The sequence below is a fragment of the Litchfieldella rifensis genome, from assembly GCF_042646605.1.
GTDB classification, from domain to species: domain Bacteria; phylum Pseudomonadota; class Gammaproteobacteria; order Pseudomonadales; family Halomonadaceae; genus Litchfieldella; species Litchfieldella rifensis.
Genome location: NZ_JBHRUG010000031.1, coordinates 277,196 through 294,411, shown reverse-complemented (window position 1 = coordinate 294,411; position 17,216 = coordinate 277,196). Strand labels below are relative to the sequence as shown.

Annotated in this window: 13 protein-coding genes; 7 read left to right on the top strand and 6 right to left on the bottom strand. The window is 63.5% G+C overall.

The features are described 5' to 3' along the window. Nucleotides 1-24: 24 nt before the first annotated feature. The 3 genes from mtnA to ACFOEV_RS17120 are packed head-to-tail and all read left to right on the top strand — an operon-like array spanning nt 25 to nt 3,328. Nucleotides 25-1,077 carry an S-methyl-5-thioribose-1-phosphate isomerase gene (gene mtnA, locus ACFOEV_RS17130; protein ID WP_386776096.1) on the top strand — a complete coding sequence of 351 codons (1,053 nt, stop codon included), beginning with the start codon at nt 25-27 and terminating at the stop codon, nt 1,075-1,077. Nucleotides 1,078-1,129: 52 nt separating this feature from the next. Then, nucleotides 1,130-2,023 (top strand): UTP--glucose-1-phosphate uridylyltransferase GalU, encoded by an 894-nt coding sequence (galU, locus tag ACFOEV_RS17125; RefSeq protein WP_386776327.1) that lies wholly within the window; start codon nt 1,130-1,132, stop codon nt 2,021-2,023. Nucleotides 2,024-2,029: 6 nt separating this feature from the next. Beyond that, complete coding sequence (locus ACFOEV_RS17120; RefSeq protein ID WP_386776095.1) at nt 2,030-3,328, top strand: nucleotide sugar dehydrogenase; 1,299 nt, start codon at nt 2,030-2,032, stop codon at nt 3,326-3,328. Nucleotides 3,329-3,425: 97 nt separating this feature from the next. On the opposite strand, the gene ACFOEV_RS17115 is transcribed toward ACFOEV_RS17120, so the two are convergent. Then, complete coding sequence (locus tag ACFOEV_RS17115) at nt 3,426-4,004, bottom strand: superoxide dismutase (protein WP_386776094.1); 579 nt, start codon at nt 4,002-4,004, stop codon at nt 3,426-3,428. A 279-nt stretch (nt 4,005-4,283) separates the two neighbouring features. On the opposite strand from ACFOEV_RS17115, the gene ACFOEV_RS17110 reads away from it, so the two are divergent. Genes ACFOEV_RS17110 through msrA form a run of 4 tightly spaced genes read left to right on the top strand, consistent with a single transcriptional unit; the run spans nt 4,284 to nt 11,764 of the window. After that, entirely contained in the window at nt 4,284-5,210 is a 927-nt protein-coding gene (locus ACFOEV_RS17110) for a hypothetical protein (protein ID WP_386776093.1), read from the top strand. Nucleotides 5,211-5,225: 15 nt separating this feature from the next. Next, nucleotides 5,226-7,094 (top strand): autotransporter assembly complex protein TamA, encoded by a 1,869-nt coding sequence (tamA, locus tag ACFOEV_RS17105; protein WP_386776092.1) that lies wholly within the window; start codon nt 5,226-5,228, stop codon nt 7,092-7,094. Then, complete coding sequence (tamB, locus tag ACFOEV_RS17100) at nt 7,091-11,077, top strand: autotransporter assembly complex protein TamB (protein ID WP_386776091.1); 3,987 nt, start codon at nt 7,091-7,093, stop codon at nt 11,075-11,077. Before tamA ends, tamB begins: the two co-directional genes overlap by 4 nt. A gap of 51 nt (nt 11,078-11,128) precedes the next feature. Then, the gene (gene msrA, locus ACFOEV_RS17095; protein WP_386776090.1) at nt 11,129-11,764 is read left to right on the top strand and encodes a peptide-methionine (S)-S-oxide reductase MsrA; all 636 of its coding nucleotides are present in this window, start codon (nt 11,129-11,131) and stop codon (nt 11,762-11,764) included. Here the strand turns inward: msrA and ACFOEV_RS17090 are convergent. The 5 genes from ACFOEV_RS17090 to ACFOEV_RS17070 all read right to left on the bottom strand — a co-directional run bounded on the left by ACFOEV_RS17090 (nt 11,745) and on the right by ACFOEV_RS17070 (nt 17,216). Continuing rightward, the gene (locus ACFOEV_RS17090) at nt 11,745-12,785 is read right to left on the bottom strand and encodes a hydrolase (protein WP_386776089.1); all 1,041 of its coding nucleotides are present in this window, start codon (nt 12,783-12,785) and stop codon (nt 11,745-11,747) included. The genes msrA and ACFOEV_RS17090 overlap by 20 nt on opposite strands. Before the next feature lie 71 nt (nt 12,786-12,856). Further along, complete coding sequence (gene pepQ / locus ACFOEV_RS17085; protein ID WP_386776088.1) at nt 12,857-14,161, bottom strand: Xaa-Pro dipeptidase; 1,305 nt, start codon at nt 14,159-14,161, stop codon at nt 12,857-12,859. 14 nt (nt 14,162-14,175) lie between these two features. Next, nucleotides 14,176-15,108, bottom strand: a complete 933-nt coding sequence (locus ACFOEV_RS17080; RefSeq protein ID WP_386776087.1) for a LysR family transcriptional regulator — start codon at nt 15,106-15,108, stop codon at nt 14,176-14,178. Nucleotides 15,109-15,120: 12 nt separating this feature from the next. Continuing rightward, nucleotides 15,121-16,197, bottom strand: coding sequence for an ABC transporter ATP-binding protein (locus ACFOEV_RS17075; RefSeq protein WP_386776086.1), 1,077 nt, complete (start codon nt 16,195-16,197; stop codon nt 15,121-15,123). Next, nucleotides 16,194-17,216 (bottom strand): ABC transporter ATP-binding protein, encoded by a 1,023-nt coding sequence (locus tag ACFOEV_RS17070; protein WP_386776085.1) that lies wholly within the window; start codon nt 17,214-17,216, stop codon nt 16,194-16,196. Before ACFOEV_RS17070 ends, ACFOEV_RS17075 begins: the two co-directional genes overlap by 4 nt.

Genomic DNA, 17,216 nt, shown 5'->3' with positions numbered 1-17,216 from the left:
TTCGAGAGCCTTTCAGGAGAGACCATGTCCGCATCTTCCATTACCCCGATTCGCTGGTGTGACGATGGCCACCTGGAACTGCTCGACCAGCGAGCCCTGCCTGATCGCCACCAGACATTGGTCGTGACCAGCGCCGCCGAAGCGGCCACGGCAATACGCGAGATGGTGGTGCGCGGTGCGCCGGCGATCGGCATTACCGCCGCTTACGGCGTGGTACTGGCCGCGCTGGAGGAGGGCAATGATTCATGGCAAGCGCGGCTGGCGTCCGCCATGACGGCTCTCGCAGAATCGCGCCCCACAGCTGTCAACCTGTTCTGGGCCCTGAAGCATATGCGCGAGATCATCGCCGCCCACCAGCATACCGAAGCGGCCCCGGTCGCGGCATTGCTGGAAGCCGCACGCGCGATCCATCGCCAGGACCTCGAAGACAACCTGACCATGGGAGAATTGGGGGCCGACCTGATCGCCCGCAGCGCTCCCTGTGCGGTAATGACGCACTGCAACACCGGCGCGCTGGCCACCGGTGGCCACGGCACGGCGCTGGGCGTGATTCGCAGTGCCTGGGGCAGGGGGCTGATCACCCGGGTGCATGCCAACGAAACGCGACCCTGGCTGCAGGGGGCACGGTTGACGGCTTGGGAGCTTGAGCAGGAGGGGATTCCCGTGACCCTGGCGGTCGACTCCGCTGCCTCGCTGTTGATGGCACAGGGCCGGATCGGCTGGCTCGTCGTCGGTGCCGACCGGGTTGCCGCCAACGGCGATGTCGCCAACAAGATCGGTACCCTGGCGCTGGCCGTCCAGGCGCGTCACTTCGGCGTCAAGGTGATGGTCGTGGCACCGTCGAGTACCTTCGACCTGGGACTGGCCAGCGGCGTCGAGATTCCCATCGAGAGCCGCGACGCCCGTGAGCTCACCCACCAGGGCGAGCGCGCCGTGGCACCGTCAGGGGTCGATATCTACAACCCGGTATTCGATGTCACCCCGGCATCGCTGATCGATGCTATCGTCTGTGAGCAGGGCGTCATCGAGCGACCGGATCGATCCGCCATCTCGCACTTGTTCACAGCTCGTGGATAAGCAGGGCTGTGACATACTCCATGATGAATCCACCGACCAGGAAGGACCCGTGATGATTCGCAAGGCCGTTCTCCCCGTCGCCGGTTTCGGCACTCGCTGCCTGCCGGCCTCCAAGGCGATTCCCAAGGAAATGATCACCATCGTCGACAAGCCGGTGATCCAGTACGTGGTGGAAGAGGCCGTGGCCGCCGGGATCAAGGAAATCGTGCTGGTTACGCACTCCAGCAAGGCGGCTATCGAGAACCACTTCGACAAGCACTTTGAACTGGAGAACACGCTCGAAGCGAAGGGCAAACACGAATTGCTCGAGGAACTACGCAATATCATTCCCGAGGATGTGAAGATCATCAGCGTGCGCCAGCCAGAGCCCCTGGGGCTCGGACATGCCGTACTCTGCGCCCGCCCCATCGTTGGTGACCATGAGCCTTTCGCCGTGTTGTTACCCGATGTACTGGTCGATGACCGGGGCCTGGCGCGCAATGACCTGGCCGGCATGATAGATGCCTTCGATGCCAGTGGCCAGGCACAGATCATGGTCGAAAACGTGCCACGTGAGCTGGTCTACAAGTACGGCATCGTCGCCCTCGACGATCCCGATCTGGCACCCGGGCAATCGGCTGCCATCACCAGTGTGGTCGAAAAGCCTGCGGTCGAGGAAGCCCCCTCCACACTGGCGGTGATCGGTCGTTACCTGTTGCCAGGGGAGATCTTCCCGCTACTGGCCCGAACGCCTCCCGGCGCCGGTAACGAGATCCAGTTGACGGATGCCATCGACACCCTGCACCGACAGACCGGCGTTGCCGCCTATCGCATGCAAGGCGCGACCTATGACTGTGGCCATCAACTCGGCTATCTGGAAGCGATCCTGGCCTTCGCCAAGCGCCATCCCAAACATGGGCGTGAGTTTGGTGAATTGCTGTCCCGTTACGCCAACGATCAGGAGTAGATCCCGATGCACGTCATGGTTCATGGCAGCGAGCTGGCCTCGGCGACAGCGGCGGCGGCGCTGTCCAACGTCGGCCATCAGGTGAACTGGATACCCCACGACGAGCAACCCTGGGCCGTGCTGCACGAGGCCGAATGGCTGGCTCGCGAACCCGAACTGCTCGTGCATCTGCAGGCCGCATGCCAGAGCGGCACGCTGCGCATCTTCGATGCGCTGCCCAGCGATAGCTCGAGTGTCGAGGACATCGATATCCTGTGGCTGGCACTCGCTCCGGACCAGCGCAGTGATGCCGAGACGCTGGTGACGACCCTGGCCAGTCGACAAACCAGCCCGCTGGTCGTGGTCAACAATTCCACCTTCCCGGTGGGGACGACCGAGCAATTTGAATCGCTGCTCGGCCATGTCGGCCAGGTGGCGGTCGCACTGCCTGACATGCTCGAGGAAGGGCGTGCCTGGCAGGTCTTCACTCGTCCCTCGCGCTGGTTGCTGGGTTGTGAGGATGACCAGGCGGCCATCCAGGTACGGGAATTGCTGCGAGCGTTCAACCGTCGCCAGGACACCTTCCAGCGCATGCCGCGTCGGGCAGCGGAACTGACCAAGCTGGCCATCAACGGCATGCTGGCCACACGCATCAGCTACATGAACGAGATCGCCGGCCTCGCCGATTCACTCGCTGTCGATGTCGAGCATGTGCGCCAGGGTATGGGGGCGGACACCCGCATCGGTTACGAGTATCTGTATCCCGGCTGCGGCTTCGGTGGCCCCAATTTCTCACGAGACCTGATGCGCTTGGCCGATGTGCAATCGGCCAGCGGGCGGGCTTCGGCCCTGCTCGATCGCGTGCTGGATATCAATGAGCACAAGAAGGAGACCTTGTTCCGCAAACTGTGGGCCCACTTCCACGGGCAACTGGAAGGGCGCACGATAGCGATCTGGGGGGTCGCCTTCAAACCGGGTACGGCACGCATCGACCATGCTCCGGTGCTGACGCTACTGGAAGCGCTGTGGGCTCAGGGCGTCCAGGTCAGGTTGCACGATCCGGCCGCGCTGGCCTCGTTGGAGGCACATTTCGGCGCGCATGAGTTGATGACACTGTGTCCGGACGATCCGTATCAGGCGTGCGAAGGCGCCGACGCCCTGATGCTGGTTACCGAGTGGAAATGCTACTGGAACCCTGACTGGCGACGCCTCAGGGAAATGCTCCACGAACGCCTGGTACTCGATGGTCGCAATATCTTCGACCCGCACTATGTGGCGGCGCGAGGCCTGACCTACCGCGGCATCGGTCGGCGCGCCGACCCCTAGGGAGCGTTCGGTCCAATGCAGCAAGGCCCCGCCATGGCGGGGCCTTTTCTCTGTCGGCCTGGCATGCCGCGGATCACGACACGCCAGGGTCTGGACCTTAGCTGAAGTTCTGGGCGACGAAGTCCCAGTTGAGCAGTTTCCAGACGTTCTCCAGATACTTGGGACGCGCATTGCGATAATCGATGTAGTAGGCGTGTTCCCACACATCGATGGTCAGCAGCGGGGTCTGGCCGTGAGCGATCGGCGTATCGGCGTTACTGGTGTTGACGATGTCCACGCCCCCATCGTCGGTCTTGATCAGCCAGGTCCAGCCGGAGCCGAAGTTGCCCACTGCCTGGGCGTTGAAGGTTTCCTTGAACTTGTCGAAGGAGCCGAATTTGGCATTGATGGCGTCGGCCAGGGCGCCGGTCGGCTCACCGCCACCATTGGGTGACAGGCAATGCCAGTAGAAAGTGTGATTCCACACCTGAGCTGCCTGGTTGAAAAGACCGCCGGAAGACGACTTGATGATCTCCTCCAGAGATTTGCCGGCGTCGGCCGTACCTTCGACCAGCTCATTGAGCTTGGTCACGTAGGCTTGATGGTGCTTGCCGTAATGATACTCGAGGGTCTCGGCGGAGATATGCGGTTCCAACGCGTTCTTCTCGTAAGGCAAGGCGGGAAGTTCAAATGCCATGGTTTGCTCCTTTTTGTCACCAATGGAAACAGCGCTTGGTGTTATGGGGCTTCCTGCCGCGGTCGTCAAGGGGTGGGCAAGATATCAAACGACTTGGCCCGCTATCCGTCCGGGCTAAAAAAACCTTACAATACCAAGCATCTGCGAAGGTGGTGTCGCGGCATCATAGCACCCTGGGGTATGCTCGCCAATTCCGATAGCGTCACTCGGACAAAGTAACGCCCCCCACGATGACAAAGTGTCGCTGCCTCGTCCGTGCATGGTTCAAGGAGTGTCTCTATGGCTGAGCGCCCGGAGGAAGAGCGTCTCTCGCCCCCTATCGTCCCGGATGCCGAAGCCAGTGTGACGGCCCATCGATGGCGTTATCCACCCCCGCCCCGGTTATGGCCACTGTGGTGCCTGGTCCTGCTGTTATGCATGGCACTAGGCGGGTTTGCCTATCTGGCTTGGCTGGAGCGTCAGGCCATGCTGGAGGAAGTTCACCGTCTGGAAGGCCAACTCTCCAATGTCCATGCCCGCTTCGATACGCTCGATGATGAACGCCTCGGCGGTGTCGATACCCTGGAAGCCCGCTTGGAAACGCTGGCCGACAACCAGCGCTCCCTGCGCGAGCGTGTGGAGGAGCAGGAACGCCTCCTCGATTCGGTGCGTCAGGCCAGTGTCGATGACAGCGAATTGGCATCGCTCACGCAGCGCCTGGACGACCTCAGTGCGGGTCTCGACACCTTGGAGTCGGTGGTGACCGCCACCCGTAACTCACTCGATGCCCTGGAACGTGCCGGCGACGAAGGCAGGGCAGCCCTGGCGACTCGCCTGAGCGGTCTCGATGCGGCGCAGCGACGCCACGACGAGCGTCTCGAAAATACCGAGGAAAATCAGACGGCGATACGTCAAACCCAGCGGGATCATGAGCGACGTCTCGAACATACCGAAGACACCCACGCAGAGCTGCGCCAGGCGCAGCGAGAACTTGAAGAACGGGTGGCAGCCATACCGACACTGGACCCCGACCGACAGCAGCGTCTGGAACAGGAACTGGAAACATTGATCAGCACGGTTGAGGCATTGGAGGAACAACGCAATAATGACCGTGAGGCATTGGAAGCCTTGCGCAGCCGCTTGAACAGCAGCGAGGCGGCATTGACCGAGTTACGGCAGAATCAGGTCGCCCTCAGCGCTCGTCTGGAAGCCCTGCAAGGTCCGTAGAAAGTCGAGGTGATATTGGAACATCGCACACTTGCGCCCCTGGGCGTGGCGGCGTTGACCCTGTGTCTGACGTCACCCACTCTGGCCCTGGAGGCACGAGTCGACGGGCTGACGGGCGCTCCGGCCAGCAATGTCGTGAACTATCTGGAAGGGCTCGACGCGGAGCAGTACAGCCGAAACCATCTCGAAGGCGAAGTGCGCCGGCGCACGCAAGAGGCATTGCGTGCCTTTGGCTATTACGAGCCCGACATCGCCGTGGAATTCGAGGGTGAGGAACCGCCAGCGGTCAATCTGACGATCGAGCCAGGACCGCGGGTCGTCATTACCGTGCTGGACCTTCGCGTCAGTGGCGAAGCCGAAGACGACAGTGCCTTTCGCGAAGCACTCGATGACTTTCCTCTGAGCGAAGGCGATCCTCTGCGGCATGCGCCTTACGACCGGCTGCGCACTCGCCTGTCGGGTCTGGCACTGGAGCGTGGCTACTTCGACTCGGCCTTTCGTGACCGGCGCATGGAGATCCGCCCCTGGGAGCAAAGCGCGCGGCTGTATCTGCATCTCGACAGTGGACCCCGCTACCGCTTCGGCGAGATCAACTACCAAGGCAGCCAGATCGACGAAGAGCGCTTGCGGAGGATGTTGCCGTTCGCTCCGGGCGACCCCTATCTGGCCGGCGATCTCGCCGAATACAACCAGCGCCTGGGACAGAGCGAGTGGTTTTCCTCGATTGCGGTGCGCCCTCGCTTGCACGAGGAAGAAAGCCTGGCGCTACCGGCATCCACGACGCACTGGTGGGAGCAGGTGGACCGCCGGGGTGATGCCGGGCAACCCGATTCCCCGGCGCCGGCAATGGAGGCTCCGCGCATCGACCCCGTCGCCCTGGTGAGCGCCACGTCGCTGTACGACACCCAGCGCCGGGAGGTTCCACTCGATGTTGCGCTGACGCCGGCCGACCGACACCAGTTCGAGGTGGGGATAGGCTATGCCACCGATGTCGGTCCCCGGCTACGGTTCTCCTGGCACCAGCCATGGCTCAACCGTGCCGGCCATAGCCTCGATCACGACCTGTTCCTGTCCGCCCCCGAGCAGCTCCTGACAGGGCAGTATGTCCTCCCGCTGGAAGACCCGTTGCGCGACAGCTATCGTCTGCAATACGGCTTCCGACAGCGCGATAATGAAGATACGCGCAGCCTGGAAACGTCCGTGGAACTCGCCCGGCGCTGGCAGTTCGACAACGGTTGGGTGCAGAGTCTGTACTGGCGCACTACCTTCGAAGATTTCACTCAGGCCGACGAATCGGCTCAGGTGCTGCTGCTGTATCCGGGCATCAGTTGGTCGCGTACCCGGACCCGCAATCCGCGCTTCCCCACCTGGGGGGATCGCCAGCGTCTGGCGCTGGAATACTCGAACCGCGTCTGGGGGTCGGATGCCAATTTCGTGCGTGCCACCCTCGATTCCCAGTGGATCCGCATGCTGGGTACCAATACCCGCTTCGTCGGTCGCACCGGTCTGGGAGCGATCAGCACCGATACTTTCGATAAGATTCCCCCGTCGCTGCGTTTCTTCGCCGGTGGTGATCGCAGCGTGCGAGGGTATTCCTATGAGAGCCTGGCTCCACGCGACGAAGAGGGACGGCTACGCGGCGGTCAACAACTGTTCACTGCCAGTCTGGAAGTACAGCGACGTGTCACCGGCGACTGGTGGGGAGCTGCCTTCGTCGATACCGGCGACGCCTTCGACGATTGGTTGCCGAGTGCGCTCAATACCGGCGCCGGCCTCGGTGTGCGCTGGATCTCGCCGGTAGGGCCGATCCGTTTCGATATCGCCCACCCCTTCGATGACGAAGATCCGTTCCGTATTCATTTTGCGATCGGGCCTGAGTTTTGAAAATCATCGTTCTGATCTGGGCATTCTTACGCGTTCTGGTCTGGTTGCCCCTGTGGTTGCTGGGTCTGGTGATCTTCGCCCTTGGCCTGGCGCTGTCGCCTTGGGGCACCGAGGTACTGATGGAGCAGGGCCAGGCGCGAGGCTGGTATCAGTTCGACAGCGTCGAGGGGGCACCACTGGACCATCTGGTGCTGCAAGGGCTTCAGCTCGAGGCCGGGCCGGCACGCATCAGGCTCGAGCGCTTCACGCTGACCTGGGCGGATGACTGCGTGCTTGCTGGCCAACTGTGCATCGACGCTCTGGCAGTGGAAGGGGCCAGCATCCGCCTCGCGGCCGGCGACACCGATCGTCAGGACACCGCGCCCACCGAGCCGGCACAGCCAGCCCGCTTGAGCCTGCCGTTTCCCGTCGAGATCCGCGCCCTGTTCCTGCGCGATGTCGAGATTCGGCTGGCCGATGGCACACGGCTTTACTGGGACAATTTCAGCACCGCCGCCCGCGCCGAGCAGGATACCCTGCGCCTCGCACCCACCCTGTGGCAAGGAGGGCGGCTGACCCTACCCGTGTCGCCGGGCGCCGCCCTGGCCCTGTCAGCCGCACACGACGAGGCGATGGTTCCATCCCCCCGGCGCTTGTCCGCCGACGCGATCGATGCCGCCATGGCGTCGCAATCCCCGTCGCCCGCCGTGGCGGCAGAGACCGAGGAGCGGGAAGCGGTACCGCTTGACCAGCGCGAACGGCTGACGCTGCCCGACGTGCGCTTGCCACTGGCGATCGAGATACCCGACCTGAGGGTCGAGGATTTCCGCGTCGATGGCGCCTTCGAGTATGGGGTCGAACACCTGGCGCTGACGCTCGAGGCGCACGAGCATGAGGTCCGAATCTCTCCGTTACGCGTCAGCAGCGTGGATGCCGACGCCGAGCTGTCGGCCCACGTCGAGCTACGCGACGACTACCCCCTCGAAGCGCACCTCACCGGTGAACTGTGGCTACCCGAACGGATGCCCGAGCTCGCAGGTGAGCGCGTAACACTCCATGCCAGCGGCAGCCTGGCCGATCTCGCCCTTCAGTTGGATGCCGAAGGGCCGGTGACGCTCGCGTTGAGCGGCCATCTCGACGCGCTGGACCCGACCTTGCCGTTCACCGCCACGCTGCGTGCCGAGGAGCTGGTTTGGCCGTTACCGGGGACGACAGCAAACGCCGACACAGTGTCCAGCGACGATGCGTCCCCCTATCGGCTCCGGCAACTGTTGATGAAGATCGACGGCAACCTGCTCGGTTACCGGGCGGCGCTATCGCTTCAGGCGTCCGGACCGCAGATTCCGGCAACCAGGCTGGCCTTGACCGGCAATGGCGACCTGGAACACTTCGCCTGGTCACCCGTTTCGGTGGCCGTCGAACGTGGCTCGCTGATCAGCCATGGGGAGGTCCGCTGGGTCGAGGGGGTAACGGTCGATGCCGGGCTGCGGCTGACCGACGTCGATCCAAGCCTGTTCACCGAAGCGGTTGCCGGTCGTCTGAACGGTAATGTGGAATTGCGCTTCGCGCAGGGACCCGATGGTTGGCGGCTTGCGATTCCCGAACTGGCGATTCGCGGAGAACTTCAGGACCTGCCGCTCGCGCTGGATGCCCGCTTGACCGGTAACAGCGACATGCATTGGCAGATCGAGCGTTTCGACTTCCGCCAGGGCGATAACCGCCTGAGCGCGCAAGGGCAAGTGGGCGAGCGCCTGGCTCTGAGCGGCGACCTCGAAGCTCCGGCGCTGGCGGCGCTCTCTCCCGAATTCGGTGGGGTATTGCGGGGCCAATTCGACGTGTCCGGCACCTTCGGGACACCCCGGATCGAGCTGAACCTGCTGGGCGAGAACCTGCGCGTCGCCGACAATCGCATGGAACGCTTGCGTCTCGTGGCCAGCATGAGTGGGCTCGACGACCCACGCTTGGATGCGCAACTGGACATCGAGCGCCTCAACGCCGGCGGCCAGCGTTTCCGCAGTATCGCCCTGACCCTGGAGGGGCGGCAGTCGGCACACCGGCTGACCCTGGAGGCGCAGGCCGGGCAGGGCATGCCGCTGTCGCGCGCGTCCCTGGCACTGGAGGGGGCCATGAACGCCGAGCGCAGCCGCTACCGAGGCCAGTTGACACCACTGGAGGTGGACACCGAATACGGTGACATGCGGCTCGCCTCGCCGATGGCCTTCGCCGCCAATCTTGGCGACGGCAGCATGACGCTGCAGCCATTCTGCCTGCGCCGCCAGCAGGGCGGAGAGTTGTGCCTCGCCGAACCGGTTGAGGCTTCCGCCGTCCGGGGGCGTGCGGTGCTCGCCCTGCGCGACCTGCCCATGGCCGTGCTGGAGCAGACGATGCCCGAAGGCTGGCAGCTCGACGGCGAGACGCGTGCCAATGTCATTGCCGGTTGGCGTCAGGGTGGGGCGCAGTGGTCGCTGGAAGCCGATCTCGACAGTGAGTTGGCCTTGAGCGGGGAAGATGCCTACGGCCAGCCTTGGGAGCTCCCCGAATCACGCCTCTCGATGCGAGTCGATGCCACGCAAGCGCGTGCCGAGGCGGGTCTCGACGTGACGTTGGCCGAGGCTGGCCAGATACGCCTCGAGGTCGTCGTCGCCGAGCCCATGACCCGAGGCGGCCTCAGCGGTCGACTGGTGGCCGACGATATCCGGCTATCGCCTTATCGCGCCCTGGTCGCGGGCATGGACAGGTTGCGTGGTGGCGTATCGGGGGATGTCGCCATCGGTGGCAATCTGCAGGCCCCGACCCTGGACGGTGACCTTCGCCTGTCGGGCTTGCAAGTGCGAGGAGGAGGTGTCCCCCTGGAGGTGCGCGACGGCGAGTTGGATGTCCGGCTGCGCGGCGATCGCGGCACCATCGATGGGTTCATCGCCGCCGAACAGGGGCGTCTCGCCATCGAGGGGGATGCCGCCTGGCCCAGTACGGACGCGTGGGAGATGGCGCTGCGGATCGATGGGCGCGACGACCCACTGTTGGTCGCGTTGCCGGCCTTCGGACGCCTGCGAGTGGCCCCTAACCTGCAGATCGACATCGATCCCACTCTGCTGCAAGTGCGCGGTCGCGTCGAGGTCCCCTGGGCCAGGCTGAAGGTCGGGCAGGTGCCTGCCTCGGCGGTCAGCCCCAGCAGCGACGAGATCATTATCACCCAGCGCGATGAGCAGCGCGCCCGGCGTGAGGCAGAAGAAGGTGTCGGCGGCACGACGGCGGAGGCGCTGGCCAACAGGGGCATGACCATCGATGTCCTTATCGACCTGGTCCTGGGGCCAGACATGCAGCTCGAGGCCTATGGTCTTGAAACGGGCTTGCGTGGCAATCTCGAGGTGCGCCAGCAGGGTGGACCCGTGCAGCTGTTCGGCGATGTCAATCTGATCGATGGTCGATTCCAAGCCTTCGGTCAGGACTTGTTGATTCGGCAGGGGCAACTGTTCTTCAGCGGTCCGGCGGACCAACCGCTGCTGCGGTTCGAAGCCATCCGCAACCCCAACGTCACCGAAGACGATGTCATCGCCGGGCTGCGGGTCAGTGGCTCGGCCGAAGCGCCCAATCTAGAGGTCTTCTCGGAGCCGGCCATGGACGAGTCGCGGGCCTTGTCCTATCTGCTGCGCGGCCGACCACCCGAGGATGGCGATAGCGATGGTGCCTTGACCTCGGCACTGATCGGTTTGTCACTGTCGCGCACCGGCGGTGCCGTCGGCCAGATCGGACAGGCCTTCGGGATCAGCGACCTGTCGCTGGAGTCCGCGGGCACCGGTGACGAAAGTCAGGTGGTGGTCAGCGGCTACCTGTTCGAGGACCTGCGTGTCAGCTATGGTGTGGGCATCTTCTCGCCAATCGCCGAGTTGACGCTACGCTATACGCTGTGGCGCGACCTCTATCTACAAGCCGTATCCGGTGCCGCCCAGGCGGTAGACCTGATATACAGTTTCAGCCTGGGCAGCGCACAGCAACGCCCGTGACTCCGTGGAGCAATACCACTCCGGGGTCATCCGATCATGAGGGCCAAAGCCATGTGGACATCCACCCAACCGCGCCTGGTCAGCCCAGAGCAGGCACTACCCGGACGCGATACGCCGCTCAAGATCAGTGGTGTGCATCATGTGACGGGGCGCACGATGCTGCCACCCTTTCCCCAGGGCCTGGAGGAGGTGGTCGTGGGTCTGGGTTGCTTCTGGGGCGCCGAACGCCTGTTCTGGGAGTTGCCCGGCGTCCATGTCACGGCGGTGGGCTACGCTGGCGGCTTTACGCCCAACCCCACCTATGAGGAAACCTGCACCGGCCTGACTGGTCATGCCGAAGTGGTACGGGTGGTCTTCGACCCCCGGGTGATCGGGCTGCCCGAGTTGCTGCAGGTGTTCTGGGAAGCCCATGACCCGACACAGGGCATGCGCCAGGGCAATGACCTGGGTAGCCAGTACCGTTCGGCGATCTACACCACGACGGATGCCCAGCAGGCGCTGGCCGAGCACAGCCGCGACCAGTACCAGAAGGCGCTGCATGCCGCCGGCAAGGGACGCATCACCACCGAAGTCGCACCGCTGAACGCGTTTTATGTGGCCGAGGAGTATCACCAACAGTACCTGGCCAAGAATCCCGGCGGTTATTGTGGGCTGAAGGGCACCGGCGTCAGTTGTCCGATCGGCTGATCGGTGCAGCCCGCAGCCAGTCGTTGGCAGGAGAGAGATTCGCCCAGTCCTCGAGCTGGCGGGCCACGCGCTGCACCAGCCACGACCGCAGGCGCCCCTGCTGAAAGTGCATAAAGCCGACATGTCCGCCCTGACGGGAGATCTCCACACGCACCGCATCGGAAGGCGTCGGCAAACGATCGAACAGTTCGCCAGGCATGAAAGGATCGTCGGCCGCATGCAGGATCAGGGTCGGCAGCTCGATCTCCCCGATCAGGCGTCCCGCCGAGGCCCGTTGATAGTAGTCGCTTGCCGAGCTGAAGCCATGCAGCGGAGCGGTGACCTCGTTGTCGTAGGCCCAGAAACTATCGAGTTCCTTCAACTGGTGGGGCGATAGCGAGATCGGCAGCGGTGCCTGGGCCATCTTGGCCGCGACCTTGCGCTTCAGAGACTTGAGCAGATGACGCTGGTAATAGCGTGAGAAGCCGTTGTTCAGGGCATCGGCACTGGCGGCCAGGTCGAGTGGGGCACTGATGGCGATCGCACCCGCCAGATCGAGGCCATCCCCCCCCTGTTCGGCCACCAGCTTGACCAGCATGTTCGCACCCAGCGACACGCCCGTTGCCACCTTGATGGCATGGGGGTAGCGCTGGGCCACCTGCCCAATCAGCCAATAGGCATCGGCGGTATCGCCACTGTGATAGGCCCGAGGCAAGCGATTGGGAGCCTGACCACAGCCGCGAAAGTGCATCATCATCGCCCGCCAGCCACGCTTCGATGCCATGGCGAGAAGCGATCTGGCGTACGGAGAATCGAAGGAGCCTTCCAGGCCGTGAAAAAGCATGAACAGCGGTGCGTCATCACGCAATGGCGCCGGTCGCACCCAAGCCAGCTCGACAAAGTCGCCATCGGGCAGATTGAGGATTTCGGTGTCTCGCGCCAGCCACGGCTTGGGCAATAGCCGTGGCAGCAGGGTTTGCACATGACGATTGCCGAATCCTCGTGGGGCACGGAAATCGGCAGAAACGATAGTGCGTGACATGCCGGCCTCGCTCGAATCTTGTCTCCTTAAGCTTATCGCGACTGCTCGGGCAAGCAAATCCGTCGCGTCGTTCAGACCGCCGGTGTCAGGTCATCGTGGCCCTCTGTCGTGATAAGCACATTGTCCTCGATACGGATGCCGCCATGAGGGGCTAGTGCCTCGACGGCATCCCAGTCGATATCCCGACCGACGGCTCCCTCACGCAGCGGTGCCAGCAACATCGGAATCACGTAGCAACCGGGCTCTACAGTCAGCACCATGCCACTCACCAGCTCCCGGGTCAGCCGCAGGGCAGGGTAGCCTGCCGGTGGCGGTAACGGAGTACCGTCCGCTCGACGGCGTCCTGCAACATCATGTACCTGTATGCCCAGCAAATGTCCCAGACCATGCGGGCAGAAGGCATAGGTGATGCCTTGGGCGACGGCCGCATCGGCGCTACAACTTACCAATTCTTGACTGGCTAACAGGTGGCCTAGTTCCCAATGCATTCGCTCGTGCAGGGCCACAAAGGACTGGCCGGGCCCCAGCGATGCGATCAGTCGTCGCTGCAGCCGCGTCACCCCGTCGATCAAGGCGCCAAAGGTATCGCTGGCATCGCAACCGGCCCAGGTACGGGTAATGTCCGCACAGTAGCCATGATGGCGGTGGCCGGCGTCGACCAGCAGGCTATAGCGCTTGCGGACCGGCTGGATATCGTAATGCTGATAGTGCAGGACGCCGGCATGGTGATTGACACCGACGATGTTCTGATAGGGAACGGCAGACTCGCGCTGGCGGCTGGCCGCCAGGTAAGCGAGCTGAATGTCGAGCTCCGCAGCGCCGGCATCGAATGCTTCGCGCGCCGCCCGGTGGCCCGCCCAGGCCTGGGCATTGGCCTCACGCAGGCAGGCCACTTCGTAGTCACTCTTGCGGACACGCAATTCGTCCAGGGCGATGGTCAGCGCCTCGGGATTGCACTCGGCACCCAGGGCGGTGGCGACATCGGCCTCCACATCACCAAGCACGGCGAAGCGTCCGGAAGGTAACCGCGGGGGGCCAGGCTCGGTGACCGACTCGATCCGGAAGCGCTCGACCCATGGCTCATCGGGAAGCTCTGGCGTCAAATGCCAGAAATCCTGGGGTGCGTACCAGTGCAGCAGAGGCGGCTGGCCAGGACGAATCAACAGCCAGCCATGTTCGATGCCGGGAAGCGGTACCCAGTGCAGGAAGTGCCCATAGGTGGCGAAACTGGCCGTCTGGTCATCGCCGAAGTGTTGCCGGGCATGTCCGCTATAGAGCAGCACTCCGCTATAGCCATGCTCGTCGAGCACGCGCTGGTAGGCATTCTCCAGGGCGTCCAGGTGTTTGAGGTGAAAGGTGGCGAGGGCAGGGGTCATGATAGGACTCCAGATTAGGATGACAAGGAAGAGAGCGGTGATCCGATACGCTCGAAATGCTTCCACAGCGCTTCCAGGCCACCGTGCTGACGGCTGTGGTAGCGGTACAGGCGTATCTCCAGCGGGACGTCCCAGCGCGTGTCACCGGCACGCACCAGATGCCCACTATCCAGGGCGCGCTGGACGACACGTTGCGGGAGCCAGCCGATGCCATAGCCCAGCCCGACCAGTTCCTTGATGTTGGTGGTCTGGATACTTTCATTGACCACGTTGAAATGACTGGCTTCGGGCTGCCTGGCCAAGTGGGCGGCGATCGCCGAACTCAACAGTCCGCGTGGATGGTAGGCCATCAACGGCAAGGGTGATCGACGACTGCCCGGCAGCACGAAACGCGGCCGCCCGCTGCCATCGGCCACGGAAAGAGGAACCAGCCGCTCCTCACCGATGACCCGATAACGGAAGGCGCTGGTATCCAACTCCAGCTCACAGCGTTCCACCGGCCAGTAGCACAGTGCCAGATCGCACTCGCCGCGCTCCAGCGCCTGGAAATAATCGGCCAACAGCCAGCTCGTCGCCCGCAGGTAGGGAACGACGAGTTCTTGCAGGCCGTGGTCAGCCAGCCACTGCGGCAACAGGTGCGACAGTAGGCTCTGGGGCGCAGCGATCAGCACTCGACGCGCCTGTTCATCGGTGAGTCGTTGAATGCGTTCACGCGTCAGGCGTACCCGGTCGGTGACCTGTTCGCAGAGTTGCAGGAACTCTTCGCCCGCGGGGGTCAGCGACAGTGGCAGAGTCTGCCGGTTGATCAGCGTGGTCCCCATCTCCTCTTCCAGCAGCTTGATGCGCCGCGAGAAGGTCGGCTGGGTAACATTCTGCTCGTCGGCTGCGCGTGAGAAGTGTCGCGTTCTGGCCAAGGCGACGAAGTCTTCCAGCCAGCGGATTTCCATACCCTCGGCCCCCTAGATACGCCCTTCCTCGACGCCGTGGCAGGCAACACGTGTGCCGTCCTCACGCGCGATCAAGGCGGGAATTTCCCGACGACAACGTTCACTGGCATGGGGACAGCGCGCATGGAAAACACACCCTGAGGGCAGATTGACCGGCGTGGGGACCTCGCCACTGAGACGAATGTGCTGAGGGCGGTCATCCTCCAGCCGTGGGATCGCCGACATCAGGGCCTGGGTATACGGATGGCGAGGCGTGGCAAACAGCGTCGCCGTGGGGGCCACTTCACAGACCGTACCCAGATACATGACCGCGACCCGGGTCCCGAAGTGTTCGACCACCGCCAGATCATGGGAGATGAACAGATAGGTCAGGTCATGCTGCTGCTGGGCATCCATCAGCAGGTTGAGCACCTGGGCCTGAATCGACACGTCCAGCGCCGAGATCGGTTCGTCGGCAACGATGAACTCCGGATCCACAGCCAGCGCCCGGGCAATGGCGATGCGTTGACGCTGTCCCCCGGAAAATTCATGGCCGAAGCGCTTGCCCCAGTCCGGGTCGATACCCACCGAGGCCATCACCTCGATGACCTTGTCGCGCACCTCGTCACGCGTCCAGTCGGGCTGGTGCAGGCGCAGTGGCTCTTCCAGGGTCTGCTGAATGGTCATGCGCGGATTCAACGACGCGTAGGGATTCTGGAAGATCATCTGCATACGCTTGCGATAGGGCAGCAGCTGGCGAGCGCTAAGGTGATCGATACGCTGACCGTCATAATGGATCTCACCACTGGTCGGCGTCAGCAGGCCCATCACGATGCGCGCCACGGTCGACTTGCCGCAACCGGATTCACCGACCACGCATAGCGCCTCGCCACGCTGGATGTCCAGACTCACGCCGTTGATGGCATGCACATGCTCCTGATGGCGGATCAGGCGTCCTCCCTTGAAACGCAATTGCTCGAGAAAATCCCCCGACAGCGAGAAGCGCTTGGTCAGGTCGCGGATTTCCAGCAACGCCTCGGAGCGTGTCGTGCGCTCATTCGGCAACGACGCAGTAGCTACGGGGTCTGGAGCATTGGCGACGCGCGTCATTGCGTTTCCTCCTTGGCGTGGCGTTGTTCCTCCTGCAGCATCTCGGCGACCATATGGCAAGCGACCCGACAGTTGCCGGACCTGACGAAATCCGGCACCACTTCCAGGCAGGCTCGTCGTGGCCGACCGTGGGCATCCTTGACGAAGCCACAGCGCGGGTGGAAAGCGCAACCACCGGGCAAGTTGGACAATGATGGCATGCTGCCGGGGATCTGGTTGAGCCGCTCGCCCGGCGTGGCCATCTGAGGCAAGGCATTGATCAAGCCTTGGGTGTAAGGATGCTGTGGGTCGTTGATGATCTCGCGCGTCGGGCCCTGCTCGATGACGCGGCCGGCATACATCACCAGCATGCGCTGCGTGACCTGGCTGACCACCCCCAGGTCATGGGTAATCAGGATCAGGCCGACGTTGTGCTTCTCGCACAGCTCCAGCAGCAGTGCCATGATTTCGGCCTGGATGGTCACATCGAGTGCCGTGGTGGGCTCATCGGCAATGATGATATCCGGATCGAGCAGCAGGGCGATGGCAATGATGACGCGCTGGCGCATCCCGCCGGAAAGCTCGTGGGGATACTGGTCCAGACGCGTCTCCGGCGAAGGGATCTGTACCTGGTTGAGCTTGTGCAGGGCGATGGCGCGTGCCTCGCGAGCCGAGATGCGACGATGCGCCTTCAGGCACTCGACCATCTGCTCGCCGATCGACAGCACCGGATTGAGTGTCATCATCGGGTCCTGGAAAATCATCGAGATCCGGTTGCCACGCACCTTGCGCAACGCCCGTTCGGACTGGCCGATCAGTTCCTGCCCATCGAAACGGATACTGCCGCCGGCGATGAAGCCGGGTTTGGCGATCAGGTTGAGCAGGGTGAAAGCCGCAACCGACTTACCGGCACCGGATTCACCGACGATACCCAGGCGCTCGCCGCGGTCGAGAGAAAAGCCGACGTTGCGCAGGGCGCGCACTTCGCCTTGTCGCAGGGCAAAGCGCACGTCCAGATCGGAAACTTCAAGCAAAGACAT

What these genes read in the sequence shown, in the direction of transcription:
- ACFOEV_RS17120 (WP_386776095.1), top strand. Translation starts at nt 2,030, where the DNA reads ATGCACGTCATGGTTCATGGCAGCGAGCTGGCCTCGGCGACAGCGGCG.
- mtnA (WP_386776096.1), top strand. Translation starts at nt 25, where the DNA reads ATGTCCGCATCTTCCATTACCCCGATTCGCTGGTGTGACGATGGCCAC.
- galU (WP_386776327.1), top strand. Translation starts at nt 1,130, where the DNA reads ATGATTCGCAAGGCCGTTCTCCCCGTCGCCGGTTTCGGCACTCGCTGC.
- ACFOEV_RS17115 (WP_386776094.1), bottom strand. Translation starts at nt 4,004, where the DNA reads ATGGCATTTGAACTTCCCGCCTTGCCTTACGAGAAGAACGCGTTGGAA.
- pepQ (WP_386776088.1), bottom strand. Translation starts at nt 14,161, where the DNA reads ATGACCCCTGCCCTCGCCACCTTTCACCTCAAACACCTGGACGCCCTG.
- ACFOEV_RS17110 (WP_386776093.1), top strand. Translation starts at nt 4,284, where the DNA reads ATGGCTGAGCGCCCGGAGGAAGAGCGTCTCTCGCCCCCTATCGTCCCG.
- ACFOEV_RS17075 (WP_386776086.1), bottom strand. Translation starts at nt 16,197, where the DNA reads ATGACGCGCGTCGCCAATGCTCCAGACCCCGTAGCTACTGCGTCGTTG.
- msrA (WP_386776090.1), top strand. Translation starts at nt 11,129, where the DNA reads ATGTGGACATCCACCCAACCGCGCCTGGTCAGCCCAGAGCAGGCACTA.
- ACFOEV_RS17080 (WP_386776087.1), bottom strand. Translation starts at nt 15,108, where the DNA reads ATGGAAATCCGCTGGCTGGAAGACTTCGTCGCCTTGGCCAGAACGCGA.
- ACFOEV_RS17070 (WP_386776085.1), bottom strand. Translation starts at nt 17,216, where the DNA reads ATGTCTTTGCTTGAAGTTTCCGATCTGGACGTGCGCTTTGCCCTGCGA.
- ACFOEV_RS17090 (WP_386776089.1), bottom strand. Translation starts at nt 12,785, where the DNA reads ATGTCACGCACTATCGTTTCTGCCGATTTCCGTGCCCCACGAGGATTC.